27 protein-coding genes are annotated in these 24644 nt (G+C 66.1%); 12 read left to right on the plus strand and 15 right to left on the minus strand.

Translation table 11 applies throughout. The annotated features are described in order from the left end of the window. Nucleotides 1-3 precede the first annotated feature (3 nt). From E8M83_RS06810 to E8M83_RS06835, 6 genes are all read left to right on the plus strand, one after another. Nucleotides 4-486: a disulfide bond formation protein B gene (locus E8M83_RS06810; protein WP_137172601.1), complete on the plus strand. Its 483-nt coding sequence runs from the start codon at nucleotides 4-6 to the stop codon at nucleotides 484-486. Continuing rightward, entirely contained in the window at nucleotides 483-1310 is an 828-nt protein-coding gene (prmC, locus tag E8M83_RS06815) for a peptide chain release factor N(5)-glutamine methyltransferase (protein ID WP_137172602.1), read from the plus strand. Before E8M83_RS06810 ends, prmC begins: the two co-directional genes overlap by 4 nt. A gap of 57 nt (nucleotides 1311-1367) precedes the next feature. After that, the gene (locus E8M83_RS06820; protein ID WP_137172603.1) at nucleotides 1368-3398 is read left to right on the plus strand and encodes a DUF885 family protein; all 2031 of its coding nucleotides are present in this window, start codon (nucleotides 1368-1370) and stop codon (nucleotides 3396-3398) included. A gap of 77 nt (nucleotides 3399-3475) precedes the next feature. After that, entirely contained in the window at nucleotides 3476-5071 is a 1596-nt protein-coding gene (gene gshA / locus E8M83_RS06825) for a glutamate--cysteine ligase (protein ID WP_137172604.1), read from the plus strand. A 50-nt stretch (nucleotides 5072-5121) separates the two neighbouring features. Then, nucleotides 5122-6168 (plus strand): histone deacetylase family protein, encoded by a 1047-nt coding sequence (locus E8M83_RS06830; protein WP_137172605.1) that lies wholly within the window; start codon nucleotides 5122-5124, stop codon nucleotides 6166-6168. Between the two features lie 37 nt (nucleotides 6169-6205). Beyond that, nucleotides 6206-6673: a GNAT family N-acetyltransferase gene (locus E8M83_RS06835; RefSeq protein ID WP_170976715.1), complete on the plus strand. Its 468-nt coding sequence runs from the start codon at nucleotides 6206-6208 to the stop codon at nucleotides 6671-6673. Nucleotides 6674-6682: 9 nt separating this feature from the next. Here E8M83_RS06835 and E8M83_RS06840 read toward each other — a convergent pair whose 3' ends face one another. The 3 genes from E8M83_RS06840 to E8M83_RS06850 form a co-directional block, all read right to left on the minus strand. Next, nucleotides 6683-7036 (minus strand): hypothetical protein, encoded by a 354-nt coding sequence (locus E8M83_RS06840; protein WP_137172606.1) that lies wholly within the window; start codon nucleotides 7034-7036, stop codon nucleotides 6683-6685. A 107-nt stretch (nucleotides 7037-7143) separates the two neighbouring features. Then, on the minus strand, nucleotides 7144-8487 hold the full coding sequence (locus tag E8M83_RS06845) for a HAMP domain-containing sensor histidine kinase (protein WP_137172607.1): 1344 nt from the start codon (nucleotides 8485-8487) through the stop codon (nucleotides 7144-7146). Then, a complete protein-coding gene (locus E8M83_RS06850) occupies nucleotides 8484-9125 on the minus strand; it encodes a response regulator transcription factor (RefSeq protein ID WP_229491442.1) in 642 nt (213 codons plus the stop codon). The genes E8M83_RS06845 and E8M83_RS06850 overlap by 4 nt, the downstream gene beginning before the upstream one ends. On the opposite strand from E8M83_RS06850, the gene E8M83_RS06855 reads away from it, so the two are divergent. Next, the gene (locus E8M83_RS06855; protein ID WP_170976706.1) at nucleotides 9072-9476 is read left to right on the plus strand and encodes a hypothetical protein; all 405 of its coding nucleotides are present in this window, start codon (nucleotides 9072-9074) and stop codon (nucleotides 9474-9476) included. The genes E8M83_RS06850 and E8M83_RS06855 overlap by 54 nt on opposite strands. A 113-nt stretch (nucleotides 9477-9589) precedes the next feature. On the opposite strand, the gene E8M83_RS06860 is transcribed toward E8M83_RS06855, so the two are convergent. Continuing rightward, complete coding sequence (locus E8M83_RS06860) at nucleotides 9590-10024, minus strand: FKBP-type peptidyl-prolyl cis-trans isomerase (RefSeq protein WP_137172610.1); 435 nt, start codon at nucleotides 10022-10024, stop codon at nucleotides 9590-9592. A 189-nt stretch (nucleotides 10025-10213) separates the two neighbouring features. After that, the gene (locus tag E8M83_RS06865; protein ID WP_137172611.1) at nucleotides 10214-12091 is read right to left on the minus strand and encodes a potassium transporter Kup; all 1878 of its coding nucleotides are present in this window, start codon (nucleotides 12089-12091) and stop codon (nucleotides 10214-10216) included. Nucleotides 12092-12259: 168 nt separating this feature from the next. Between E8M83_RS06865 and rarD the strand changes: the two genes are divergently transcribed. The 3 genes from rarD to E8M83_RS06880 all read left to right on the plus strand — a co-directional run bounded on the left by rarD (nucleotide 12260) and on the right by E8M83_RS06880 (nucleotide 15631). Continuing rightward, nucleotides 12260-13141 carry an EamA family transporter RarD gene (rarD, locus tag E8M83_RS06870; RefSeq protein WP_137172612.1) on the plus strand — a complete coding sequence of 294 codons (882 nt, stop codon included), beginning with the start codon at nucleotides 12260-12262 and terminating at the stop codon, nucleotides 13139-13141. Between the two features lie 107 nt (nucleotides 13142-13248). After that, on the plus strand, nucleotides 13249-14916 hold the full coding sequence (ettA, locus tag E8M83_RS06875) for an energy-dependent translational throttle protein EttA (RefSeq protein ID WP_137172613.1): 1668 nt from the start codon (nucleotides 13249-13251) through the stop codon (nucleotides 14914-14916). 181 nt (nucleotides 14917-15097) lie between these two features. After that, nucleotides 15098-15631 carry a transposase gene (locus tag E8M83_RS06880; protein WP_137172614.1) on the plus strand — a complete coding sequence of 178 codons (534 nt, stop codon included), beginning with the start codon at nucleotides 15098-15100 and terminating at the stop codon, nucleotides 15629-15631. Between the two features lie 77 nt (nucleotides 15632-15708). Here the strand turns inward: E8M83_RS06880 and E8M83_RS06885 are convergent, their stop codons facing one another. Together E8M83_RS06885 and E8M83_RS06890 are read right to left on the minus strand one after the other, a co-directional pair. After that, on the minus strand, nucleotides 15709-16281 hold the full coding sequence (locus E8M83_RS06885) for a porin family protein (protein ID WP_137172615.1): 573 nt from the start codon (nucleotides 16279-16281) through the stop codon (nucleotides 15709-15711). A 176-nt stretch (nucleotides 16282-16457) separates the two neighbouring features. Beyond that, complete coding sequence (locus E8M83_RS06890) at nucleotides 16458-17054, minus strand: alpha-ketoglutarate-dependent dioxygenase AlkB (RefSeq protein ID WP_137172616.1); 597 nt, start codon at nucleotides 17052-17054, stop codon at nucleotides 16458-16460. A 65-nt stretch (nucleotides 17055-17119) separates the two neighbouring features. Here E8M83_RS06890 and E8M83_RS06895 point away from each other — a divergent pair, with 65 nt between their 5' ends. Further along, on the plus strand, nucleotides 17120-17698 hold the full coding sequence (locus tag E8M83_RS06895) for a molybdopterin-dependent oxidoreductase (RefSeq protein ID WP_137172617.1): 579 nt from the start codon (nucleotides 17120-17122) through the stop codon (nucleotides 17696-17698). A gap of 4 nt (nucleotides 17699-17702) precedes the next feature. Here the strand turns inward: E8M83_RS06895 and E8M83_RS06900 are convergent, their stop codons facing one another. From E8M83_RS06900 to E8M83_RS06930, 7 genes are all read right to left on the minus strand, one after another. After that, nucleotides 17703-18065 carry a hypothetical protein gene (locus E8M83_RS06900; protein ID WP_137172618.1) on the minus strand — a complete coding sequence of 121 codons (363 nt, stop codon included), beginning with the start codon at nucleotides 18063-18065 and terminating at the stop codon, nucleotides 17703-17705. A gap of 122 nt (nucleotides 18066-18187) precedes the next feature. After that, nucleotides 18188-18565, minus strand: coding sequence for an MAPEG family protein (locus tag E8M83_RS06905; RefSeq protein WP_137172619.1), 378 nt, complete (start codon nucleotides 18563-18565; stop codon nucleotides 18188-18190). A gap of 43 nt (nucleotides 18566-18608) precedes the next feature. Next, the gene (locus tag E8M83_RS06910; protein WP_137172620.1) at nucleotides 18609-19445 is read right to left on the minus strand and encodes a Rossmann-like and DUF2520 domain-containing protein; all 837 of its coding nucleotides are present in this window, start codon (nucleotides 19443-19445) and stop codon (nucleotides 18609-18611) included. Nucleotide 19446: 1 nt separating this feature from the next. Further along, nucleotides 19447-20025 carry a DUF924 family protein gene (locus E8M83_RS06915; protein WP_137172621.1) on the minus strand — a complete coding sequence of 193 codons (579 nt, stop codon included), beginning with the start codon at nucleotides 20023-20025 and terminating at the stop codon, nucleotides 19447-19449. 46 nt (nucleotides 20026-20071) lie between these two features. Further along, nucleotides 20072-20815, minus strand: coding sequence for an MgtC/SapB family protein (locus E8M83_RS06920; RefSeq protein ID WP_137172622.1), 744 nt, complete (start codon nucleotides 20813-20815; stop codon nucleotides 20072-20074). A gap of 29 nt (nucleotides 20816-20844) precedes the next feature. Further along, nucleotides 20845-21105, minus strand: a complete 261-nt coding sequence (locus E8M83_RS06925) for a hypothetical protein (protein WP_137172623.1) — start codon at nucleotides 21103-21105, stop codon at nucleotides 20845-20847. A 1-nt stretch (nucleotide 21106) separates the two neighbouring features. Next, complete coding sequence (locus tag E8M83_RS06930; RefSeq protein ID WP_137172624.1) at nucleotides 21107-22924, minus strand: aminopeptidase P family protein; 1818 nt, start codon at nucleotides 22922-22924, stop codon at nucleotides 21107-21109. Between the two features lie 129 nt (nucleotides 22925-23053). On the opposite strand from E8M83_RS06930, the gene E8M83_RS06935 reads away from it, so the two are divergent. Continuing rightward, nucleotides 23054-23635 (plus strand): hypoxanthine-guanine phosphoribosyltransferase, encoded by a 582-nt coding sequence (locus E8M83_RS06935; protein ID WP_137172625.1) that lies wholly within the window; start codon nucleotides 23054-23056, stop codon nucleotides 23633-23635. A 51-nt stretch (nucleotides 23636-23686) separates the two neighbouring features. On the opposite strand, the gene E8M83_RS06940 is transcribed toward E8M83_RS06935, so the two are convergent. Further along, nucleotides 23687-24640 carry a nitronate monooxygenase family protein gene (locus E8M83_RS06940; RefSeq protein WP_137172626.1) on the minus strand — a complete coding sequence of 318 codons (954 nt, stop codon included), beginning with the start codon at nucleotides 24638-24640 and terminating at the stop codon, nucleotides 23687-23689. Nucleotides 24641-24644: the final 4 nt, after the last annotated feature.

The following is a 24644-nucleotide window of genomic DNA, read 5'->3' on the forward strand; positions in this document are numbered from 1 at the left end:
CGCATGCCCACCAACCGCCAGGTCCTGTTCGCCATTTCACTGATCTCCTTCGCGCTGATCGGCTTCGCCCTCTACCTGCAACACGCCATGGAGATGCGGCCCTGCCCGCTGTGCGTGATCCAGCGCTATCTGTTCCTGGCAGTCGGCGTGTGCGCCCTGGCCGGCGCCATCGGCGGCAAGATCCGCGCCGGCGCGATCCTGGCCCTGCTGGCGGCCATCGGTGGCCTGGTCACGGTCGGCAAGCACCTGTACGTGATCGCCAATCCCGGTTTCTCGTGCGGCATCGATCCGATGGAAACCATGCTCAACAAGATCCCGACGGCCGAATACCTGCCGTGGCTGTTCCGCGCCGACGGCCTGTGCGAAGGCGCGACCGACGCCATCCTCGGCCTGGCGATCCCGCAATGGTCGGCGGTCTGGTTCGTGGTGCTGACCGTGCTGCTGGGCTGGGTGCTGCTGCGCACATCGCGCACCGGGCGCGCATGATCGAGGCCGGCGCCACCCTCGGGCAGGTGCGGCTGTCGCTGCCGCTCGATCCGCTCGAGAACCGCATCCTGCTGTGCCATGCGCTGCGCCTGCCGCGCGTGGCCCTGATCACGCAATCCGAACGCGTGCTGACGGTTGACGAAGCGGCGCATCTCGACACCCTGGTGCGGCGCCGCCTGGACGGCGAGCCGATCGCCTACATCGTCGGCGAACGCGAATTCTTCGGGCTGCCGTTCAAGGTGAGCCCGGCGGTGCTGATCCCGCGCCCCGACACCGAACTGATCGTGGAACTCGCGCTCGAGCGCCTGGCCACTGGCCAGCGCGTACTCGACATGGGCACCGGCAGCGGCGCCATCGCCGTTTCCATCGCCTATACGCGGCCGGATGCCGAGGTCACGGCGCTCGACGTCAGCGAAGAGGCCCTCGAGATCGCGCGCGCCAATGCCGCCGCCAACGGCGCGCGCGTGCGCTGCCTGCGTAGCGACTGGTACGCGGTATTGAACGGGGAGCGCTTCCACCTGATCGTCTCGAATCCGCCGTACATCGTGGCGGGCGACCGCCACCTGGGCGAGGGCGACCTGCGCTTCGAGCCGGTGGACGCCCTGACCGACCATGCCGACGGCCTGTCCGACCTGCGCACCATCGTCGACGGCGCCGCGCCGCACCTGGAACACGGCGGCTGGCTGCTGCTCGAGCATGGATACGACCAGGCCGAGGCGGTACGCGCCATGCTGAAGGCGCGCGGTTTCAACGAGGTGCAGAGCTGGCGCGACCTGGCCGGCATCGAACGCGTGAGCGGAGGTCGTCGCGCGATGGCTTCCTAAGGCGCGCGCTTCCTGGATGGGCTTGTTAAAATGACCAGTCTAGATTCCGGAGCCTGCATGCGCATCCTGTTCGCCTCATTCATGCTGCTCGCGCCGCTGGCCTGCGGCGCCGGCGCGCCTATGGTCAGCACGACGCCTGCCACCACCGTGCAGGCGGCCGAGACGCCGTCCGCACAGGCCGCGCAGCTGTATGAACGCGACTGGCAGTGGCAGTTGCGCCATGCTCCCGAAAAAGCCACCGCCCTGGGCGTGCATCGCTACAACGCCTGGCTCGCCGATACCACGCTGGCCGGCCGCGCGGCCGCGCTCGCGCATGAACGCGCGATGCTGGCGGCGGCCCAGGCCATCGACCGCACGCAGCTGGCCGGCGAAGAGCAGGTGTCCTACGACCTGTTCGTGGCCGACAAGGAGCGCCTGGTCGCGGCCGGCGCCTCGAGGCCCTTCGATCCGCTGCCGATCACCGCCTACGACGGCTTGCAGGTGCGGCTGCCGCGCCTGGTCGCGCAGATGCCGTTCACGAACGACGCCGACTACCTGGCCTACCTGGCGCGCCTGCAGGCGCTGCCAGCCCACGTCGACGGCCTGCTCGAGCAGCTGCGCGCCGGCAGGCAAGCCGGCTGGACGATCCCGAAAGCCGCCATCGCGCCGGTGCCGGACGCCTTGCGCGCACTGCGCGAAAAGCTCGTCGACGGCCCGCTCGGCGCACCCTTCCAGCGCATCCCGGCGACCATCGCGCCCGAGGTGCGCGAGCAGTTGCGCGCGGCCGGCAAGGCGGCATTGAGCGGCCAGGTGGCGCCGGGCCTGCGCAGGCTCGAGGACTTCCTGCGCCAGGAATACGTGCCGAGTGCACGCGACAGCATCGGCGCCGCGGCGCTGCCGGGCGGCCTCGAATGGTATGCCCAGCTGGTCAAGGACAGCACCACCACCGCCATGACGCCGGCCCAGGTGCATGCGCTCGGCCTGCAAGAGGTAGCGCGCCTGCGCGCCGAGATCGAAGGCCTGATCCCGCGCACCGGCTTTCGTGGCGGCTTCCCCGAATTCATCGCCTTCGCGCGCAGCGACCGGCGCCTGTTCTTCACCGACGCGGCGGCCCTGCTCGACCGCTACCGGCGCACGCTGGCGCTGGCCCAGGCCAGGGTCGGCCGCGTGGCCACGCTGGTCCCGGCGGCCGGCATCGTCGTCAAGCCGATGGGCGACAGTGCCGGCGGCGGCCAGCCGGCCGCCTATTACGAAGCCGGCAGCGCACAGCGCACCGCCGCGCTGGTGGTCGACACCGCGCGCCTGGATGCGCGCCCGATCTGGCAGGTCGACACCATCGCCCTGCACGAGGCGGTGCCGGGCCACCACCTGCAGGCCGCAGGCGCCCAGGAGCTCGACCTGCCAGCATTCAGGCGCCACGGCTGGTACGACGCCTTCGGCGAAGGCTGGGCCACCTATGCCGAGAGCCTGGGCCCCGAACTCGGCCTGTTCCAGGATCCGTTCTCGCTGTTCGGCCACCTGAACGAAGAGATGTTCCGCGCCGCGCGCCTGGTGGTCGACACCGGCATCCACGCGCACGGCTGGTCGCGCCAGCAGGCGATCGATTACCTGAACACGCACACCGCGAATCCGCCGCGCGACAACGAGGCCGAGGTCGACCGCTATATCGCGCGCCCGGCGCAGGCGCTGGGCTACCAGGTCGGCCAGCTGAGCATCCTGGCGCTGCGCACCCAGGCGCGCGCCGCGCTGGGCAAGCAGTTCGACCTGCGCCGCTTCCACGACGCCGTGCTGGGCGGCGGCGCGCTGCCGCTGTCCGAGCTGGGAAGCCGGATCGGGCGCTGGATCGCGGCCGAGAAGGATCCGGCGACGCGCGCCGCCGCCGCGCAAGCCGACGCCGGGGCCGACACCGGCATCGACGCGGCCTTCAACGCCGACTTCGAATCGCGGCCGATGCCGGGCTGGGAGCCGGCCTTCGATTTCGATTTCTTGCTCGACGGCGAGCTGCCGCCGGGCTACGACCCGGGCCCGTCGCCCGATTTCGAACCACCCGCCCTGCCGGCGCCGCCGCCGGTGCGCAAATCCGTCCGGGCGCCGGCCTGGGTTGAATGAGGGGCGCCCGAACGCGCCGTCCGTTTTTCGGTTAATCTCTGCTCCAATCGAAATAGCAGTATAAGAAAGGAAACACCGTGTCGAACCAATTCAACCGCCGCCTGGCCATGCTCGACGACGACGAACACCGCGCCCTGCTGGGCCAGGGCCTGCGCGGCATCGAACGCGAAACCCTGCGCGTCGACGCAGCGGGACAACTGGCGCGCACGCCGCACTCCCCGGCACTCGGTTCGGCCCTGACGCACCCGCACATCACCACCGACTACGCCGAGGCGCTGCTCGAATTCATCACCCCGGCCGAACACGATATCGCGCTGGCGCTGCACCGCCTCGATGCGATCCACCGCTATGCCTATGCCAAGCTGGGCGACGAGATGTTGTGGGGCGTGTCGATGCCGGGCGAACTGCCGCCCGAAGAAGAGATCGAGATCGCCTGGTATGGCGCCTCGAATATCGGCATGCTCAAGCACGTGTACCGGCGCGGCCTGGCCCTGCGCTATGGCAAGGCGATGCAATGCATCGCCGGCATCCACTACAATTATTCGCTGCCGGAACGGCTGTGGCAGCTGTTCGCGCAAGACGAAGGGGTCACCGAGGAACGCCGCCACGCGCTGCGCGACTTCCAGTCCGAGAGCTATATCGCGATGATCCGCAACTTCCGCCGCTATTCCTGGCTGCTGATGTACCTGTTCGGCGCGACCCCGGCCCTGACTACCGGCTTCCTGCGCGGCCGCGAACACAATCTCGAGACACTGTCCGACGACACCTTGTACCTGCCGTACGCGACCAGCCTGCGCATGAGCGACCTGGGCTACCAGAACGATGCCCAGTCGGGCCTGCGTCCGCACGAGAACAGCCTGGAAAGCTATGTCACGAGCCTGATGGATGCAGTCAACCGTCCCTACGAACCCTATGCGAAACTGGGCACGCAGAAGGACGGCGAATGGATCCAGCTGTCGACCAATGTGCTGCAGATCGAGAACGAGTACTACTCGACCATCCGTCCCAAGCGCGTGATCCGCACCGGCGAGCGTCCCGTGCAGGCCCTGTGCAACCGCGGCGTGCAGTACATCGAGGTGCGCTGCCTCGACGTCGATCCGTTCGAGCCGGTCGGCATCGCCCTCGACACCGGCCGCTTCCTCGATGCCTTCCTGCTGTTCTGCGCACTCGAAGAAAGCCCGCTCATCAGCGCCCACGACAGCCAGCTGCACGCCCGCAACTTCGCGCGCACCGTCAAGGAAGGGCGCCGCCCCGAGCTGACCCTGACCCGCGACGGCCTCGAGGTGCCGCTCACCGAATGGGCGCTGGAACTGATCGAGCGCATCCGCCCGGTGGCGCAGCTGCTGGACGACCAGCACAACGAAGGCGACGTGCACCAGGCTTCGCTCGGCAAGCAGAAGGCGAAGGTCGAGGATCCTGCACTCACCCCGTCGGCGCGGGTGCTGGAAGAAGTGCGCGCGCTCGGCTCGGCCGCGGCCTTCGGCCTGCAGCAGAGCCGCCTGCACGCGGCCACGTTCCGCGACAGCCCGTTGATGCCGGCCGAAGAGGCGCTGTTCGACGAGATGGCGGCCAGCTCGCACGCCGAGCAGGCGAATATCGAAGCGACCGATACCGGCAGCTTCGACGCCTTTGTTGCGGCCTACAACAGCAGTAAGCTATGCTCCAACAACTAAGATAGCCGCCAGTCGCGGTGCCCGATCGATTCCGCAGCCGCGAGGACCATTTGCTCACGTTTTACAACGAACACCATGCCCAGCATGACGGCCGCGTCGAGATCCATCGCGGCGAGCTGGTGCCGTGTTCCGAAAAACCCGAGCGCGCCGCCATCGTGCTGAAAGAATGCGAGCGGCGCGGCCTGGGCGCGATCGTCACGCCGCACGGCGTGCCCCTCATGACGCTCGAGCGGGTGCACAGCCCGCGCTACCTGCACTTCCTGCGCACGGCCTGGAGCGAGTGGATCGGTCTCGACGCGCGCAATGCCGGCAAGGATGCCTTCCCGGCGGTATGGCCGGTACGCACCCTGCGCGACGACGTCGAGCCCGAGAACTTCTGCGCCCGCCTCGGCCTGTATTCGATGGACGCCGGCACCCCGCTGACGGGCGGCACCTGGATCGCGGCCAAGACCGGCGCCGACTGCGCGGTCAACGCGGCCCACGCCCTGCAGCGCGGCGAGCGCGGCACCTTTGCGCTCACCCGTCCGCCGGGCCACCATGCGGGCGCGGATTTCTTTGGCGGTTCCTGCTTCCTGAACAATGCCGCGCTGGCGGCCCAGCACCTGCTGGACGACGGCCTGGAACGGGTCGCCATACTCGACATCGACTACCACCACGGCAACGGCACCCAAAGCATTTTTTATCACCGCAGCGACGTGCTGTTCGTCTCGATCCACGCCGACCCGCGCCTGGAGTATCCGTTCTATCTCGGCCATGCCGACGAGACCGGGAGCGGCGCCGGCGTCGGCCACACCATGAACATCCCGCTGGCGCCCGGTTGCGGCAGCGGCGCCTGGTTTGCGGCGCTGGAAACGGCCTGCCTCAAGATCGCGATGGCGCGGCCGCAGGCGCTGGTGGTGTCGCTCGGCGTCGATACGGTCGCGCAAGGGCGCGATCCGCGCTTCGGCCTGCAGGGCGGCGACTTCCTGCGCATCGGCGAACGCATCGCCCACCTGGGGCTGCCGACGGCCTTCATGTTCGAGGGCGGCAATCCAGGTCCCGAACTCGGCATCCATACCGTCAACGTGCTGGAAGGTTTCGAGACCGCCGCAGAATGATATTCGCTTCACATTCAACCACCACCGCTTCGCATCCATGACCACCCCTAGCCTGATCGACTGGCAATTCTCGCGTTTCGCCGACTTGTCTCCGTTCGACCTGTACGAAGTGCTGGCCCAGCGCCAGAACGTCTTCATCCTCGAGCAGACCTGCCTGTATCCCGACATCGACGGCCACGACCTCGATGCCCATCACCTGCTGGGCTGGCGCACCGTGGACGGCAAGCGCAGCCTGGCCGCCTACCTGCGCGTACTGGCGCCGGGCGCCAAGTACGACGAGATGTCGATCGGCCGCGTGATCACCACCCCGGCCGCGCGCGGCACCGGCGCCGGCCGCGCCCTGATCGACGAAGGCATCCGCCAGGCCGAGGCACTGCATCCGGGCCACCGCATCCGCATCGGCGCCCAGCAATACCTGGAACGCTTCTACGGCAGCTTCGGCTTCCAGACCGTCTCGGAACCCTACGACGAAGATGGCATCATGCACATCGATATGCTGCGCTGATCGCGTGGATCAGTGGCAGTTGCGCGGCCGGCGGCCGGCCTCGCGGTCCTTCTTCGCCTCGCGGTCGCACTCGAGCTTGCGCACCATCTCGAGGCTGTCCTTGCTGTTCTGGGTCGCGATGCGCTGGCGCTCGAGCGCATTGAGCTTTTCGCTATCGCGCCGGCTTTGCTGCTTGAGCATGCAATCGGTGTAGTCGCGCGAACCCTGGCCGGCGCCGAAGGTGGCGCAGGTATTGTTATCCTCGGAGAGGTTCGCGTAGCGCCGTTGTTCCGACGACTCGCATGCGGCAAGTCCCGCGCCCAGCGCAGCGACGAGAGCCAGCGTCGATAGCGGGCGGCCCGCGTTGAGGTAAGTTCGGTTCATTCTGTAGTTCTCCTGTCTGGATAGCCCGGCGCACGACCATCGTGGCCGCCAGGCGTGGCGTCGCCACACAAGACAGTAGAACAGCCCGGGATTGCAGGATCATGGGCTCACGGCTTATCGACCGCGGCGGGCCGCGCCGCGCGCAATTCGACGCGCGCGAGCGTGCCGCCGCCGGGTGCGCCGAGGAGCGCCACGCGACCGCCGTGGCGCTCGACCACCTGCTGCACCAGGTGCAGGCCAAGCCCGCTGCCGGCCGAGCGCGGACGCAGGCGGTGGAACGGTTCGAACACGCGTTCGCGCTCTTCGGGCGGGATGCCCGGGCCGTCGTCCTCGACCTCGAACGCCGCGCCCTGCACGCGCACGATCACATGGCGGCCGCCATGCCCGATCGCGTTCTGCACCAGGTTCGTCAACACCCGCTCGAGCGCGCCGGCATCGCCCTGGATCGCTTGTGCATGCTCGACCATGACCTCGATCGTGCGCTCGGCGGCGATCAGGAGCGGCGCCAGTTCGCCGGCCACGCGCCGCGCCAGCGCGGCCAGGTCGACTTCGTCGTCGTGGCGCGCGGCATCCAGGCGCTGCAGGTCGAGCATCTGTTCGGCCAGGTTGGCCAGCCGTTCGACGTCGCTGCCGAGCCGGCGCATGGCCGGGTCGTCGGCCGCATCGACCTTGACCCGCAGGATGGCGATCGGCGTGCGCAATTCGTGGGCGGCCGAGGCGATGAAGCGCCGCTGCCGCTCGTAGCCTTCGTCGAGACGGCCGAGGGCGTCGTTCACCGCGCGCACCAGCGGTGCGATCTCGGCCGGCACCTGCGCTTCGCTCAGGCGCATGCCGCGCCGGCCGGCGTCGATCTGCTCGGCTTCGTGCGCGATCCTGGCCACGCCGGCCAGAGAACGCCGCACGATCCACGGGATGACGACCAGCGACACCACGACCATCACCAAAAAGATCGGCAGGGCCGTGACACCCGAGGCCGCGATGACGGTAATGTCTATTCGCACCAGCTTGCCATGTCCCAGGATCGCTACCGGTCCGGCGGGCGAGTCTTCGCGCCGGATCACGGCGCTCAGCGCATGGGGCGCGAAGCGGTCACGTACATGTCCGTAGGAAAGATGGCGCAGGAGGCCGGTCGAAGCCGCAAACTCCGCCGGCACCTGGCCGAAGCTGACACGGCGGCCATCGTCGTCTTCGGCCACGAACCACATCGCCGGCGTCTCGGCGCGCAGCGCGGCCAGTTCCTGCGTCATGCGCACCGCCAGGCCGCCATCGTCGGCGCGCACAATGGCGGCGGCGATCACAGGGGTGATGCGCTCGTCGGTGTAGGCGCCGCCGCTGTCGGCGCGCAGCGCCAGCGCGACGATGATGGGAAAGCTGACGACCAGGATGGCGAGCTGGAACAGCAGCGGCTGGACGATCAGCGGCCGCTTGAGCGATGGCGGCCTGCGCTTCACGGCCGCGCCTGCAACAGGTAGCCGACGCCCTTGATCGCGTGGATCTCGACTTGTGCGCCGGCCGCGGCCAGCTTGCGGCGCAGGCGCGAGATATGGGAGTCGAGCGTGTTCGACTGGATCACATCGTCGAAGCCGTATACGCCCTGCTCGAGCGTTTCGCGCGGCACGGTGCGCCCGCGGCGCTTGACGAGCGTGGCCAGCACGCGCAGCTCGCGCCGGGCGAGATCGAGCCGCAGGCCGGCCACGCTCGCCTCGTCGTTGGCGATGTCGAACACGAGCGCGCCGACGTGGATTTCTTCAGGACCGAGTTCCGCGGGGCGGCGCCGCACCGCGCGTATGCGCGCGAACAATTCCTCGAGCGCGAAGGGCTTGACCAGGTAATCGTCGGCGCCCTCGTCGAGGCCGGCGACGCGGTCGAGCAGGTCGCCGCGCGCGCTCAGCACGATGACGGCCAGGCCGGCAATCGCGGCGCGCAAGGCGGGCACCAGCGTCAGGCCATCGCCATCCGGCAGGGTGCGATCGAGCAGGACCAGGTCGTAGGCATGCAGGCGGCACGCCTCGCGCGCAAGCGCCAGGCTGTCGACGTGATCGACGACGAATTTCTCGCGTTCGAGCGCACCGACGACCGTGGCGGCCAATTCGGTTTCGTCTTCTACCAGCAGGATTCTCATCGGGCATTTTCCATGGACAAGGGCGCGCAGCATGGCGCGCTCGACCGAGCATACCTGCTGCGCATTGCGGCAACATGGCGACGCATCGCCGACGCAGGCGCTTGGCGTCAGGATGCTGCCACCCGGCCAGCGCCCAGTAAGATCACCGCCGCCGCCAGCAGGAGCCACGCTGGCGGTTCGCCGGGCGGGACCGGCGCAGCGGCGCTACAGGCCGCAAATACCTTGGCCGGCACTGGCCCGGGCGGCGCGGCGTCCGCCAAGGGCGGCAGCAGGAGGACAATGACCAAGATGAAAGATCGCATGATCGGCTCGGCATGAAAAGCCCCGAGCATGGCCCGCCGCCGCCCGCCAGCATGTGCGCCGGCTCAGCCGTGCGCGAAAAAAAACCGGGGCATGGCCCCGGTTCGTGGATCGCGACGCGGTGCGCCCGCTTACTCGACCTTGCTCAGGACAATCTCGAACACCAGGCCCGAATTGCCCGGAATCTGACCGCGGCCCGGCGCGCCGTAGCCGAGGCCGGACGGGACCAGGACGGTGCGCTTGCCGCCAACCTTCATGCCGGTGACGCCCTGGTCGAAACCGGGAATGACGCTGCCGTCGCCGAGGACGAAGGGTTTCAGTTCGCCCGCCTCCATGCGCGTGCCCTTGAAGTCGGCGGCCTTGTCGTTGTACAGCCACAGCGTGTATTGGGTGGTGACGCGCTTGCCCTTGGCCGCGACGGCGCCGGTGCCGACGGTATCGTCCTTGAAGGTCAGCGTGGCAGGGCTGCTGACGACAGGCTTGTTATCGTCGTCGCTGCCGCCGCCGCAGGCGGTCAGGGCGAGCATGGCGGCAAAGGCGGCGATCAGGGGGAACTTCAGCTTCATGGGGTGTCCTCGACAAGGAAAGGCAAACAAGGTTTGTGCAACGAAGCCCCGTACCTTATCGAATCAGTCGCATGAAACTGTCCATAATTTGTCTAATAATTGTAGTTTAGCAATGAGGGCCTGCTAGCAAAGCTGACGTTTTTGCACAACACCCGAAAGGAAGACCTTCCGGGCAGCCCCATTTCGGGCTCAAATCTCGATCTGCGTCCCCAGCTCGATCACCCGGTTGCTGCGGATCTGGTAATAGTCGGCCGCGCTGCGCGCATTGCGCGACATCGCGACGTACAGGTGCTCGCGCCACGGCGCCATGCCGCCGCCGGGGGCCGAGATCACGGTCTGGCGCGCGATGAAGAACGAGGTTTCCATCATCTCGAACGACAGGCCCAGCGCAGCGCAGCGGTCGAGGATGTCCGGAATATCGGCCTCGTCCTTGAAACCGTAGTGGATGTTCAGCTGGTAGCAGTTGTGGCCCAGGTCGACGATGTCGATCTGTTCTTCGAACGGTACCCAGGGTTCTTCGCGCATGTGCACAGTCAGGAACACGACCCGCTCGTGCAGCACCTTGTTGTGCGACAGGTTGTGCAACATCGCATGTGGTACGCCATCGCTTTCGCCGCGCAGGAAAATCGCCGTGCCCGGCACCCGGGTCGGCGGCGCCACGAACAGCGATTCCATGAAGGCGTCGAGCGGGATCGCGTGTTTCTGCAGGTTTTCGAACACCAGCCCGCGACCGCGCTTCCAGGTCAGCATCAAGGTCAGCAGCACGCCTCCCATCAGCAGCGGGAACCAGCCGCCGTGGAAAATCTTGGTGCTGGTGGCCGAGAACAACAGCACGTCGATCACCAGGAAGACGCCGGTCGCCCCCACGCACAACCACAGCGGCAGGCGCCAGCGGTAACGGGTGACGAAGAAGGTCAGCACGGTGGTCATCGTCATGGTCGCCGTGACCGCGATGCCGTAGGCGCCGGCCAGCTCGTCCGACGAGCCGAAGCCGATCACGGCGATGAGCACCACCGCCAGCTGCAGCCAGTTGACGGCCGGGATATAGATCTGGCCGATCTCGCTTTCCGAGGTATGCATGATGCGCATGCGCGGCAGCAGGCCGAGTGCGATCGCCTGCTTGGTCATCGAATACGTGCCCGAGATCGTCGCCTGCGAAGCGATCACGGCCGCCATCGTCGACAGGATCACCAGCGGGATCACGCTCCAGGTGCCGAGCTGGTGGTAGAACGGGTTTTCGACCGCGCCCGGGTCGGCGATCAACAGGCCGCCCTGGCCCAGGTAGTTCAGGGTCAGCGCCGGGTAGGCGATCAGGAACCAGGCGGTGCGGATCGGCTTGGCGCCGAAGTGGCCCATGTCGGCATACAGCGCCTCGGCGCCGGTAATCGCCAGCACCACCGCGCCGAGCGCGATGAAGGCCAGCAGTTTATTGTCCAGCATGAAGTGCGCCGCATGCCAGGGATTGAGCGCGTTCAGGATTTCGGGCGATTCGAGGATATTGACGATGCCCATCGCGGCCAGGGCCAGGAACCACACCAGCATCACCGGACCGAAGAAGCGGCCGATGCCGGCCGTGCCGTGCCGTTGCACGCTGTACAGGGCCACCAGCACCACGACTGCCAGCGGCACCACGTAGTGCGACATGCCGGGCGCCGCCACCTCGAGCCCCTCGATCGCGCCCAGCACCGAAATCGCCGGCGTGATCACGCTATCGCCATAGAACATGGTGGCGCCGATGACGCCGATCGCCAGCAGCGGGAAGCTCCAGCGCGAATTGCGCGCCACCGAGGTGGTCGCCAGCGCCATCAGGGCCATGATGCCGCCCTCGCCGCGGTTGTGCGCCCGCAGCACCAGGGTCACGTACTTGAGCGAAACGATGACCGTCAGCGCCCAGAAGATCAGCGAGATGACGCCGAGGATATTCGGGGTGTTCAGCGGCAGGCCGTGGGTATCGTCGAATACCGCGCGCAGCGTGTACAGGGGGCTGGTGCCGATGTCGCCGTAGACGATGCCGACCGCGGCCAGGGTGAGCGCAGCCAGGCTGCTTTTCTTGCTATCTGATGTCAAGATGTCACCATCGCTTTTGTATTGGTGCGGCGCACCATAAAATAGTGGCTGGAAAAAAGCAAGAATATTTCGTTGTGCATCATACACTGGTGCAAATACAGGCCCGCGCCAGCAGCCCTGTGCGGTTTCAGGGATAATGTTATCCCTGCAATCCAATCCCCATCCCCCATGCGTTCCGGCATCATCTACGCGGCCCTGGCCTTTCTCTGCTGGGGGCTGTTCCCCATCTATTTCCACGCCCTGGGTGAGGTACCGCCGATGCAGATCCTGGCGCACCGGATGCTGTGGTCGCTCGGCTTCCTGCTGATCGTGCTGATATTGCGGCGCCAGTGGAAGTGGCTGAGTGTCGTGCGCCAGCCGCGGGTATTCTTCAGCTTCGTGCTATCGGCCCTGCTGCTCAGCGCCAACTGGCTGGTGTACATCTGGTCGGTCGCCAACCACCACGTGATCGAGGCCAGCCTCGGCTATTTCATCAATCCGCTGGTCAACATCATGCTGGGCTACCTGATCTTGAAGGAACGCCTGCGCAGCGTGCAGTGGGTGGCGATCGCCATCGCCGCGCTCGGCGTCGGGTGGCTCACCTGGCAGACCGGTACGGTGCCGTGGATCGCCCTGTTCCTCGCCTTCTCGTTCGGCAGCTACGGCCTGCTGCGCAAGACCGCGGCGCTCGGCGCGCTCGAGGGCCTGTCGTTCGAGACCATCGTGCTGTTCCCGCTGGCGGCCGCCTACGTCATCTGGCTGACGGTGCAGGGCGAGAACGTGTTCATCAATACCGATTCCGACCTGACGCGCGTGCTGCTGGTAATGGCCGGTCCGCTCACCGCGATCCCGCTGCTGCTGTTCGCCAGCGGCGCGCGCCGGATTCCGCTGTCGATCCTGGGACTACTGCAATACCTGTCGCCGACCCTGCAATTCCTGCTTGGCGTGTGGCTGTTCAAGGAAGCCTTCAGCGCCGATCGCCTGGTCGGCTTCGCGCTGATCTGGGGTGCGCTGCTGCTGTTCGCCGGCGAAGGCCTGCTGCGCCGGTCGGCGCCGGCCGCCAAGACCTGATCGCGCGCAGCGTCGCACGGGATTTCCATGGCATCGGCCAAGAAATCCTGTGTCGGGCGCGGGTTCTGTCGTATCCTGTGCACCTTAAACAACATCAGAGTCAAAGCATGGCCAATTACGTCTATACCATGAACCGCGTGGGCAAAATCGTCCCGCCGAAACGTCAAATTCTCAAGGACATCTCGCTGTCCTTCTTCCCGGGCGCCAAGATCGGCGTGCTGGGCCTGAACGGCTCGGGCAAGTCGACCCTGCTCAAGATCATGGCCGGCATCGACACCGACATCCAGGGCGAAGCGCGCCCGATGCCGGGCCTGAACATCGGCTACCTGCCGCAAGAACCACAGCTCGACCCAGAAAAAACCGTGCGCCAGGAGGTCGAATCCGGCCTGGGCGAAGCCTTCGAGGCGCAAGCCAAGCTGGAAGCCGTGTACGCCGCCTATGCCGAAGAAGACGCCGACTTCGACGCGCTGGCCAAGGAACAGGAACGCCTGGAATCGATCATCGCGGCGGCAGATGGCGGCAACCTGAACCTGCAGATGGAAATGGCGGCCGACGCACTGCGCCTGCCGCCGTGGGACCAGAAGATCGGCGTGCTGTCGGGTGGCGAGAAGCGCCGCGTGGCGCTGTGTAAACTGCTGCTGTCCAAGCCCGACATGCTGCTGCTCGACGAACCGACCAACCACCTGGATGCCGAATCGGTCGAGTGGCTCGAGCAATTCCTGCTGCGCTTCCCGGGCACCGTGGTCGGCATCACCCACGATCGCTACTTCCTCGACAACGCCGCCGAATGGATCCTGGAACTGGACCGCGGCCATGGCATCCCATGGAAGGGCAATTACTCGTCGTGGCTGGACCAGAAGCAAGCCCGCCTCAAGCAAGAAGAATCGACCGAATCGGCGCGCCAGAAGGCGCTGCAGAAAGAACTGGAATGGTCGCGCCAGAATCCGAAGGCGCGCCAGGCCAAGTCGAAAGCCCGCCTGGCCCGCTTTAACGAGCTGTCCGAGTTCGAATACCAGAAGCGCAACGAGACGCAAGAGATCTTTATTCCGGTGGCCGAGCGCCTGGGCAATGAAGTCATCGAATTCAAGAACGTCTCGAAGGCCTTCGGCGAGCGCCTGCTGATCGACAACCTGTCGTTCACCGTGCCGCCAGGCGCCATCGTCGGTATCATCGGCCCCAACGGCGCCGGTAAGTCGACCCTGTTCAAGATGATCGCCGGTAAAGAACAGCCGGACAGCGGCGAAGTCGCGATCGGCCAGACCGCACGCGTGTCGCTGGTCGACCAGCACCGCGACGAACTGGCCAATGCCAAGACCGTGTTCGAAGACGTCTCGGGCGGCGCCGACATGCTCAGCGTCGGCCGCTTCGAGATGCCGTCGCGCGCCTACCTGGGCCGCTTCAACTTCAAGGGTTCCGACCAACAGAAGATCGTAGGCAACCTGTCGGGCGGTGAACGCGGCCGCCTGCACCTGGCCAAGACCCTGCTACAAGGCGGCAACGTCCTGCTGCTCGATGAACCGTCGAACGACCTGGACGTGGAAACCCTGCGCGCACTCGAAGACGCGCTGCTCGAGTTCGCCGGTAGCGTGATGGTGATCTCCCACGATCGCTGGTTCCTGGACCGCATCGCCACCCACATCCTGGCCTTCGAAGGCGATTCGCAAGTGACCTTCTTCGACGGTAACTACCAGGAATACGAAGCCGACAAGAAGAAACGCCTGGGCGAAGAAGGCGCCAAGCCAAAGCGTATCCGCTACAAGCCGCTGACGACCTGATCGAAAATATAGACAGGTTGCAAGTGTCTGTTTCATAAGGGAAAGCCTGCCATTCGGCAGGCTTTTTTATTAGCGGAAACGGAACGCGGTCTGAATGTAAATTGTGTAAAACTCTGGAGTATCAGGACTCTCGAAAGCTTGTCGACCGCAGCCGCATTGCGCGCGCGGCGCCGGCCAGACCATGCTCAATTACCGCGACAACCGGGTTCCGGGTGGGACTTTCTTTTTCACAGTGCGCTTGCTCGATCGCGGCAGCATGCTGCTGACGGAGCAGATTTCCGCATTCGGCGAAGCCATGCGGCTGGCGCGTGCGCGCCGTCCCTTCCATGTCGACGCCTGGGCCGTCCTGCCCGATCACGCCCATGCGATCTGGACCCTGCCCCCGGGCGACCACGATTGCTCCAGCCGCTGGCGGGCGGTCAAGATCGCCTTTTCCAAGGCCTTGCGCAAGACCGGCCGGCCCGAGGTCGACGACGGCGCGGTGTGGGAGCGCCACTACCGCCATTACCGGGTGGGGCCGGACGACGATTACGCGGCCCTGGTCGACTACGTCCACACCGATGCCGTGCGCCATGGCCATTGCCTTGAGGCGCAGCACTGGCCCTGGTCGTCGCTGCACCGCTTCATCTCGGCCGGGCATGCGGCGCCCGAAGTGGCGATCATCGTGCCGCCGTGGGTGCATCGGCCGCAAGGCCAGGCATTGGCGCGGCTGTAGATGTCCCCGCTCATATCGCCTCGTCCAGCAACGAAAAAAGGCCCCGCAGGGCCTTTTTCGTTTGCTACACGCTCGGCTTAGAACGAGTATTTCGCGCCGATGGTCAGTGCATTTGGACGCACGCCGAAGTCGCGGGTGCCGCCGAAGCGTTCGTATTCGGCGATCACTGCCACGTCCTGGTTGATGTTGTACTGCACGCCCAGGGCGCCGTAGGCGTTGTTGTCGCTGTCACGACGGTTCAGCACAGCATTGTAGGCCGACAGTTCGTTGACGTCATGCGACACGCCCAGCTTGGCGTAGCCGACCAGCTTCTCGGTCAGCGGCGAGCTGAACTTGGCAGCGACGTAGGTCGAACGGCCATCTACCTGGCCGCTGGCGTTCGCGGCGCCCAGGCTGTAGTAGATGTCGGCGCTACGGAAGTCGGTGTGGCCGACTTCGACTGCCCAGTTCGGGGTGAACTCGTAGCCGCCGAACAGCTTGGCCGATGCCTTGATGGTATCGATGTCGGCGCTGGTTGCACCTGGGACACGGGCTTCATAATCGGTAGCCACCGCACCGACGCCAACATAGGCGCGTGGGGTGAATTCTTGTGCCTGGACTGCCGACACAGCGGCGGTGGTAGCGAGCAGTGCAACGATCAGCTTTTTCATCTCAATTCCTCTTCTTGTTCATCTGGCTCGTGATTCCCAACGAATCGCGATGTGACCAAGATAGCACTGCCGAAACGTCAAGTAAGTGGTGATTCAGTAAGAACTGTAAGAAAGTGTAACTTACTGACCGGCCGGTTATTAATATTTCTGCGTGGATCGAAGAGGTTGAAGCCAGTTTAGATGATTTTCCTGAAAGTTAGGTTGACCCGCGCTTGTAACGCGCGTGTCATCTTATTGATGCCATGCAACCAATATTTCTGGGTTTCACCGGACATCAACAACAGACTGCCATCCGTCAGATCCACTCGCACGGTCTTTTTGTTGTGTTTATGCTTCAGGATGAAGGTGCGGGCGGCGCCCAGGCTGAGCGATGCGATGGCCGGTCGCGGCCCCAGTTCCGGTTCATCGTCGCTGTGCATGCCCATGCTGTCGCGCTCGTTGCGGTAATAATTGAGCAGGACGCTGTTGAAGGACTGCCCGGTGGCCGCTTGCACCGCGCCACGCAGGGTCTCGAGCAGCGGCGTCAATGGCAATGGCTCGAGGCGCAGGCCCGAATAGGTATAGGCCGCGTCGCCATGCCAGGCGGAGAGGCGCGGCTGCAGATGGCGTTTGCCATAGACCACCACGGTCTCTTCGCGCCAAGCGGTCTCGGCGATCAGGCGCGCCATGACCTCGGCATTGGACCAGGGCAGCGGCAGCTGGGGCATCCAGGCAAGCTGGCCGTCTTCGAACGGGATCGGACGCAATATGGCGTCGGCGGCAAACAAATCCATCGTCAATAACAAGAGTAAAAACCACGGCTATCATGGTGGACTTTCCACCAATACCGCATTCTCGCATGGACAAACGCCATTTCCTCGGCGCCGCCTTAGTCACGGGCGTGGCGCCGGCATTCGCCAGCCGACCGGCGGCCCAAGCGGCCGGCCCAACGCTGCTGACCATCACCGGCGCGATCACGCGCAGCAACCGCGGCGCCCTCGATCCGGCGCTCGACCAGATGATGGCGAAACAAAAGCTGGCCTTCGACCGGGCCTATGCCCTGGACTTCGCGGCCCTGGCCGCCCTGCCGGCGCGCACCATCCGCCCGACCCTGGAATACGACGGCAAGCCGCACACCCTGCGCGGGCCCTTGCTGGCCGAGGTACTGGCCCAGGCCGGCGCCAGGCCGCGCGATGCGGCCAAGGTGTTGATGCGGGCGGTCGACGGCTATGCGGCCGTGCTCGAGATGTGGCAATTGCGGGCGTGGAACTTCATCGTCGCCACCCACCTGGATGGCAAGCCGATCCCGCTGGGCGGGTTGGGGCCGCTATGGGCCGTATATGACGCCGACCGGGTGCCGCAAATGGCAGCGCTCCCGGTGGCGCAACGTTTCGGCGCTTGCCCCTGGGCCCTGTATCACCTGGAAGTGATGGGGTAGAGAATCAGGCGTAGGCTTCGGCCAGGCTCATCACGCGTGGCGCCACCTTGATGCCGACATTGCCGAACAGGGCATCGATGGCGGCCAGGTTGGCGCTGCACTCTTCCGCCTTCCAGCCCTTGAACATATCGGTGCCATCTTTCTGGAAGTGCAGGTCGAGCACCTTGCCCTTGTCGCGGTGAACGTAGTTTTGCTGGTGGACGTTGTGGAAACCCAGCTCGGCAAGGCCGGCAAGCACGGTGTTCGGGGGGTTTTCCGGGTCGGTGGCCAGGAACACGCCAAAGGTCTTGCCCGGCGGTTTGGCGGCGATGTCGACCTCATAAATCCCTGGTGCCTTGGTTACACTCGTGCTCTTCAGAAACAACATAGATGTTCTCCTGGCGCGCCAGTGACCTACAGGACAGGACGCGCAATGCTTATTAGTCAGTCAGTCCTCAAGCATATTTCCATACGGGAACTTTGTCGACCTTTGTCTTGGGTTTCTTGGCGTTAGCGCATCAATAAACCAACAACTGTGGCGCCGATTAGCGCGGCGCAAGCCAGCATGCCCAAAATAAAGCCTGCTTCACGCTTGGCCGGGTCGCGGTAATAGCCCAGCGCGTACAGGATGCGGCCCAGGCACCACAGCAGGCCGCCGGCCGCCGCCCACACATCGCCCAGGAAGCTGGCGCACAGCCACAGGGGCACCAGTACCAGCGGCAGCATTTCCAGCGTGTTCATCTGGACACGGTGGGCGCGCTGGAACGCTTCGGGACCGTCCATCGATGGCGCTGGCACCTTGTAGCGCACGCGAGCATAGCCGGCGACGCCCCAGGTCCAGAAATAGACACCGAGAACAGCGAGCGTGGCCCAGGCGGTAAAGAACATCGTGTTTTTCCTTCGTTATTGGAATGGCAAAAAAATGAGGCGCTCAATCGCCGGCGCGCTTGCGCCGCGCCAGGTCGGCCGTCAACGGCAGCAGCGCCTCATACAGCTTGCCGGTCGCTTCATCCCACTCGAGCAAGGCCTGCTGCTGGCGCGCCACGGTCGCATGGTCGCCGCGCGCCACCGGGCCGCTCAGGGCCGCTGCTGGACCAAGGCGGAACACATTGGCCATGGTCTCGCTGGCCAGCGGGCGCGCCAGTTCGCGCGCCACATGTTCTGGCACGCCGGCCGCCTGGTAGGCGCGCAAGGCGGCGTCGAGCACCGTAGTCAGGTAGTTTGAGGCGAACACCGCCGCCGCGTGATAGACCGTCTTGGCCGCGGCATCGATCGGCACCGGGCGGGCGCCGATCGCCTCGAAGGCCGGGGTCAGGCGCGCCAGCGCCGCCGCGTCACCCTCGGTCCCGCAATAGGTGCCGGTGAAGTCGAGCGCCACTGCGTCGGGATCGGCGAAGCTGCGGATCGGGTGCACGCTGGCGACCAGCGCGCCCCTGTCCCGCAGTGCCTGCAGTTCGTTCGAGGCCTTGGCGCCGCTGCAGTGGAACACCACCGCATCGCGCAGCTTGTCCTGCTGCGCCTGCGCCAGCGCCGCCGCCATCGGCGCGATCTGGTCGTCGCTCACGGCCAGCAGCCAGATATCGGCCGGTCGCAGCGCCGCGAGATCGGCGCAAACCTGGCCGGCGCCAATGAAATCGACCGCCGCCCGGGCGCTGGCTTGCGAGCGGGTCAGCACGTCCTGCACTTCGAGGATGCCGCCGTGCGAAAACAGCCGGCCCAGCACCTTGCCGACATGGCCGGCGCCGATCAGGTTCAGGGTCGACGCCACGTCAGAAGCCCGAACCGGGCTGGGACAGGTAGTCGAGTTCTTCCGGCGTCGAGGCGCGGCCCAGGATGGCATTGCGGTGCGGGAAGCGGCCGAAGCGAGCGATCACGCCGCGGTGGCGGTGCGCGTAGTCGAGCGATTGGCCAAAACCTTCGTGCGCGGCGGCCAGCTCGGTGAACAGGTCGACCGCCTGTTCTTGCATGCGCGCGTCTTCCGCGTGCTCGAACGGCATGTAGACGAAAGAGCGCTCCCACGGGCTCAAGTCCAGGTGCGCGCCCGATTCGACCAGCTGGCGCGCGGCGCTCAAGGCCAGTGCGTCGCCGGCGAAGGATTCCGGCGTGCCGCGATACGCGTTGCGGGTGAACTGGTCGAGCACCAGGATGCGCGCCAGCACGCCGCGCGGGCCTTGCTCGTCCCATTCGCGCAGGCCGCCGGCGATCGCGTGGTTGATCGCCGCGCCGAAGCGTTCGCGGATCGCGGCGTCGAAGGCGTCGTCCTTGCGGAACCATTCGGCGCGCTGCTTGCCGTGGCCTGCGTTCGAAGATGGCAGGAACCAGAAATCGAGAACTGCTTGTGCGTCCATTGGAAAACCCCGTTTGGCATTGTTTTGGTCTTGCGAACTTGATGGATCAGTTACGCGCGTGCGACAGCTGGAAGGAGTCGACGCCGTCAAAGGCCGCCAGCTCGCGCGCCAGCTCCGACAGCGGCGCGCCGGTCTTGCGCGACAGCGCCAGCGCCACGAAGCGCCATTCCTGGCGGCCTTCGTCGCTGCTGATGGTCAGCGAGCTGCCGGCGATCTCGTAGCCGCGCTCGAGCGCCAGCTTGCGGATCGCATCTTCGCGCGGCATGAACTCCTGCTTGAAGCGCATCCGCACCGCCACCGCATGGCGCGACGGCAGGAAGGTCTCCAGGCGATTCAGGTAGATCATGATCATCGCCGACAGGAAGGCCAGGCCCATCGCGGCGAGATAGAAGCCGACGCCGATCAGGATGCCGATCGCCGACGAAGCCCAGATCGAGGCGGCCGTGGTCAGGCCGCTGATATTGAAGCCGTCGCGCATGATGACGCCGGCGCCGAGGAAGCCGATGCCGGTGACCACGCCCTGGATGATGCGGGTCGGATCGATCGGCGCCAGGATGCCCGAATGGCCACCGTACCAGAAGTCTGGATAGCCGGCCAGGATGGTCAGCGCGGCCGAGGCCATGCACACCAGGCCATAGGTGCGCATGCCGGCCGCGCGGCCGTGGTAGGCGCGCTCGTAGCCGACCAGCAGGCCAAGCAGCAAGGCCCCGACCAGGTGCAACAGGATCAGGCCATTGGTGAACAGCTCGTTCTTCGACCAATAGGCCGCGATCAGGTTGTATTCGGTCATGCGCTATCGCGTTGGAATTGCGTCAAGCCTCAGGGCTTCTTCTTGACCAGCTGCTTTTCGAAGGCCAGGTCGTTCTTGCTGATGCGCGGCTGCTCCTGCGGTCCCAGTCCCTTGACGAAGACGACGAAGTCGTCGAGCTCCATCGGTGGGCACAGCGGCGGGCTGCCGGGCGCTTCGGACAGGTAGAAGTGGCCGTCGCCGGTGCGCGCCATCGAGTACAGGTTGTTCCCGGTGCGCTGCTTGAGGCGCTCGACGGCGGTGCTGGCACGGGTGGAACGCGAGCTGGCCATATCAGATCGCCTCCGTGCGCAGCATCAGCCACTCGAAGGCCGGGCCCTCGACGTGCGGCGTCAGGCGCGCGCGCACGGTCGCGTGGTAGTCGTTCAGCCACGCGATTTCGTCGGGGCGCAGCAACGATTTATCGAGGCAGCGCGTATCGATCGGGCACAGGGTCAGGGTCTCGAAGCCGAGGTATTCGCCGAACTCGGACGTTTCGACATGTTCATTCAGCACCAGGTTCTCGATGCGGATGCCCCAGCGGCCCGGGCGATAGATGCCCGGCTCGATCGAGGTGATCATGCCCGGCTCCATCGCGGTATGCGGTTCCGGCGGCACCGCCGGCGAAATCGTCTGCGGGCCTTCGTGCACGTTCAGGAAATAACCGACGCCATGGCCGGTGCCGTGGCCATAGTCGATGCCGGCGGCCCAGATCGGCGCGCGCGCGATCGCGTCGAGCATCGGCGCGCGGGTGCCGCGCGGGAAGCGCGCGGCCGACAGGTTGATCAGGCCCTTGAGCACCAGCGTGTAGTCGCGCATCTGCGCGCTGCCCGGCGTGCCGACCGGGATCACGCGCGTGATGTCGGTGGTGCCGCCCAGGTACTGGCCGCCCGAGTCGATCAGCAGCAGGCCGTCGCCTTCGATGACCGCGCAGCTCGCGCTCTCGGCGCGGTAGTGCATGATCGCGCCATTGCTGTTGAAGCCGGCGATGGTCGAGAAGCTCGCACTGACGAAATTCGGACGGCGCGCACGGGCGGCGACGATGCGGGTGTCGATGTCGACTTCGTTGATTGGCGTGCGGTTCGGATCGGCCAGCAGCGGCTCGAGCGCGGCGAAGAATTCGCACAGCGCGGCGCCATCCTGTTCCATCGCGGCGCGCACATTGACCGCTTCGCTGTCGAGCTTGCGCGATTTGGCGAAGGTGGTCGGGTTGATCGCCTCGACCACATTGACGCCCTGCGCCACGGCGGCGCGCATGCCGGAGGTGACGCGGCGCGGGTCGAGCAACAGGGTCGCGCCTTCTGGTAGCGATTCGAGCGCATGCACGGCGTTCGCATACGGCGCCAGGTGCACGTCGTCGGCCTCGAGGCGGGCACGCACATCCTGAGGCACTTTACCGTCGAGGACGAACAGGGTCGCATCGCCGCGGCCGATCAGCGCATGCGCCAGGAACACCGGATTGAAGCTGACGTCGGCGCCGCGCAGGTTGAACAGGTAGGCGATGTCGTCCAGGGTCGAGATGAAGTGGAAGCCGGCGCCGTGCGCTTCCATCGCAGCGCGCGTGGCGTGCAGCTTGTCGGCGCGGCTGACAGTCGCGTATGGCGCCAGGTGTTCGAAGACAGGCTCGGTCGGCAGCGATGGACGCTCGCTCCACACCTCATCGAGCAGGTCGATGTCGGTACGCAGGTTGACTCCCCTGGCCTTCAAGGCATCGCCCAACAGGCGGGCGCCGGCCAGGCCCAGCACGCGCGCATCGACCGCAGCGGTCTGGCCCACGGCCAGGTTCGCGGCCAGCCAGTCGACGTGCAACTGGCTCGCGGCGCCCGGGATCTTCATCAGCGCGATCTCCGAGCCGGCCAGTTCGGTCTCGGCCTGGGTGAAGTAGCGGCCATCGGTCCAGACGCCGGCGAAACCGGCGGTGGCGATGAAGGTGCCGACCGAGCCGGTGAAGCCTGACAGCCATTCGCGGCCCTTCCAGTGGCCGGGCAGGTATTCGGACAGATGCGGATCGCTCGACGGGACGATATAGGCGTCGATGCCGTGGCGCGCCATGGCGGCGCGCAGTTGCGCGAGGCGGCCTGCACGTGCGGCCTGGAATTCGTTATGGGACATGGCTAAGTGCGTCGGTTTGGTTTTCCAAGCCACGTATCATACGCCGCAATCCTTCCGAATGGCCAACGGGAACGCATGCCTCTGTCGGATGACGCATAATGGCCAGGCACTCAACTGACCCTGAAGACCATGCACGAATTCCACCACGAGCGCGCGCGAGCGCTACTGGCGAATGCCACCGAGATCGTCGAACCCATTGAAGTGAATGCCGCCGTGCGGCGCGTTGCCGATGCACTCAACACCCGCTTCGGCGCCGAGGATGCGGCCGAGTTCCCGCTGGTGCTGGGCGTGATGGGCGGCGCGGTGGTGTTCACCGGCCACCTGCTGCCGCAACTGACCTTCCCGCTCGACTTCGACTACATCCATGTCAGCCGCTATGGCGACGAAGACCGCGGCGGCGAGATCGTCTGGAAGGTGATCCCGCGCCAGAACGTGGTCGGCCGCAAGATCGTGGTGGTGGACGATATCCTGGACGAAGGCGAGACCCTGGCCCACGTCAAGCAGCGCCTGCTCGACATGGGCGCGGCCGAGGTGATCGTCGCGGTATTTGCCGACAAGGACCTGGGCCGCGCCAAGCCGATCGAGGCCGACCTGGTTGGGTTGACCCTGCCGAACAAATTCGTGGTCGGCTTCGGCATGGACGTGTATGGCTACTGGCGCAACCTGCCGGGCTTGTGGACGATCCGGCCCGAGGATTTGAAGCCGGCGTAGGGTTGGCGGCTTCGCCGCCGACGCGTTCAACCAGCGCCCGCAATCACGTGCCTACAACGCCAACCGCGCACGCGCCGCGTCGTATTCCCGCTTGAGCCGCTCGACCATCACGGCCACCGTCGGCACGTCGTCCATCAGGCCCACGCCCTGGCCCGCGCCCCAGATATCGCGCCAGGCCTTGGCCGCGCCCGAACCGAAGCTCATCTTGCTCTTGTCCGATTCAGGCAGCTTATCCGGATCGAGCCCGGCCGCCACGATCGATTTCTTCAGGTAGTTGCCGTGCACGCCGGTGAACAGGTTGGTGTACACCACGTCCGCCGCGCTCGATTCGACGATCGCATCGCGATAGCCATCGCTGACGTTCGACTCCTTCGTGGCCAGCCAGCGCGAACCGATGTAGGCGAAGTCGGCCCCCATCGCCTGCGCGGCCAGGATCGCGTCGCCCGTTGCGATCGATCCGGACAGGGCGATCGGCCCCTTGAAGAACTTGCGTACCTCGCCCACCAGCGCAAACGGCGACAGCGCGCCCGCATGGCCGCCGGCGCCGGCGGCCACCAGGATCAGGCCATCGACGCCCGCCTCCAGCGCCTTCTCGGCATGGCGGATCGAGACCACGTCGTGCATCACGATGCCGCCATACGAATGCACCGCGTCCATCATCTCGCGCGGCGGCGCGCGCAGCGACGAGATGATGATCGGCACCTGGTGCCTGACGCAGACCTCGACGTCGTGCGCCAGGCGGTCGTTCGATTGATGGACGATCTGGTTGACCGCGATCGGCCCGACTTTCGCGCCCGGATTGGCGGCCGCGTACTCGGCCAGTTCGCGCTGCAAATCGGTCAGCCAGGTGTCGAGCAGCTCGGCCGGGCGGGCGTTCAGGGCCGGGAAAGAACCGACGATGCCGGCCTTGCACTGGGCCGCCACCAGGGCGGGACCGCTGGCGATGAACATCGGCGAAGCGATCACGGGAAGGGACAGGTCTTGCAGCACGGCGGGCATCGTCATGGGC

Origin of the sequence: Massilia sp. HP4, assembly GCF_005222695.1 — a bacterium.
GTDB lineage: Bacteria > Pseudomonadota > Gammaproteobacteria > Burkholderiales > Burkholderiaceae_D > Telluria.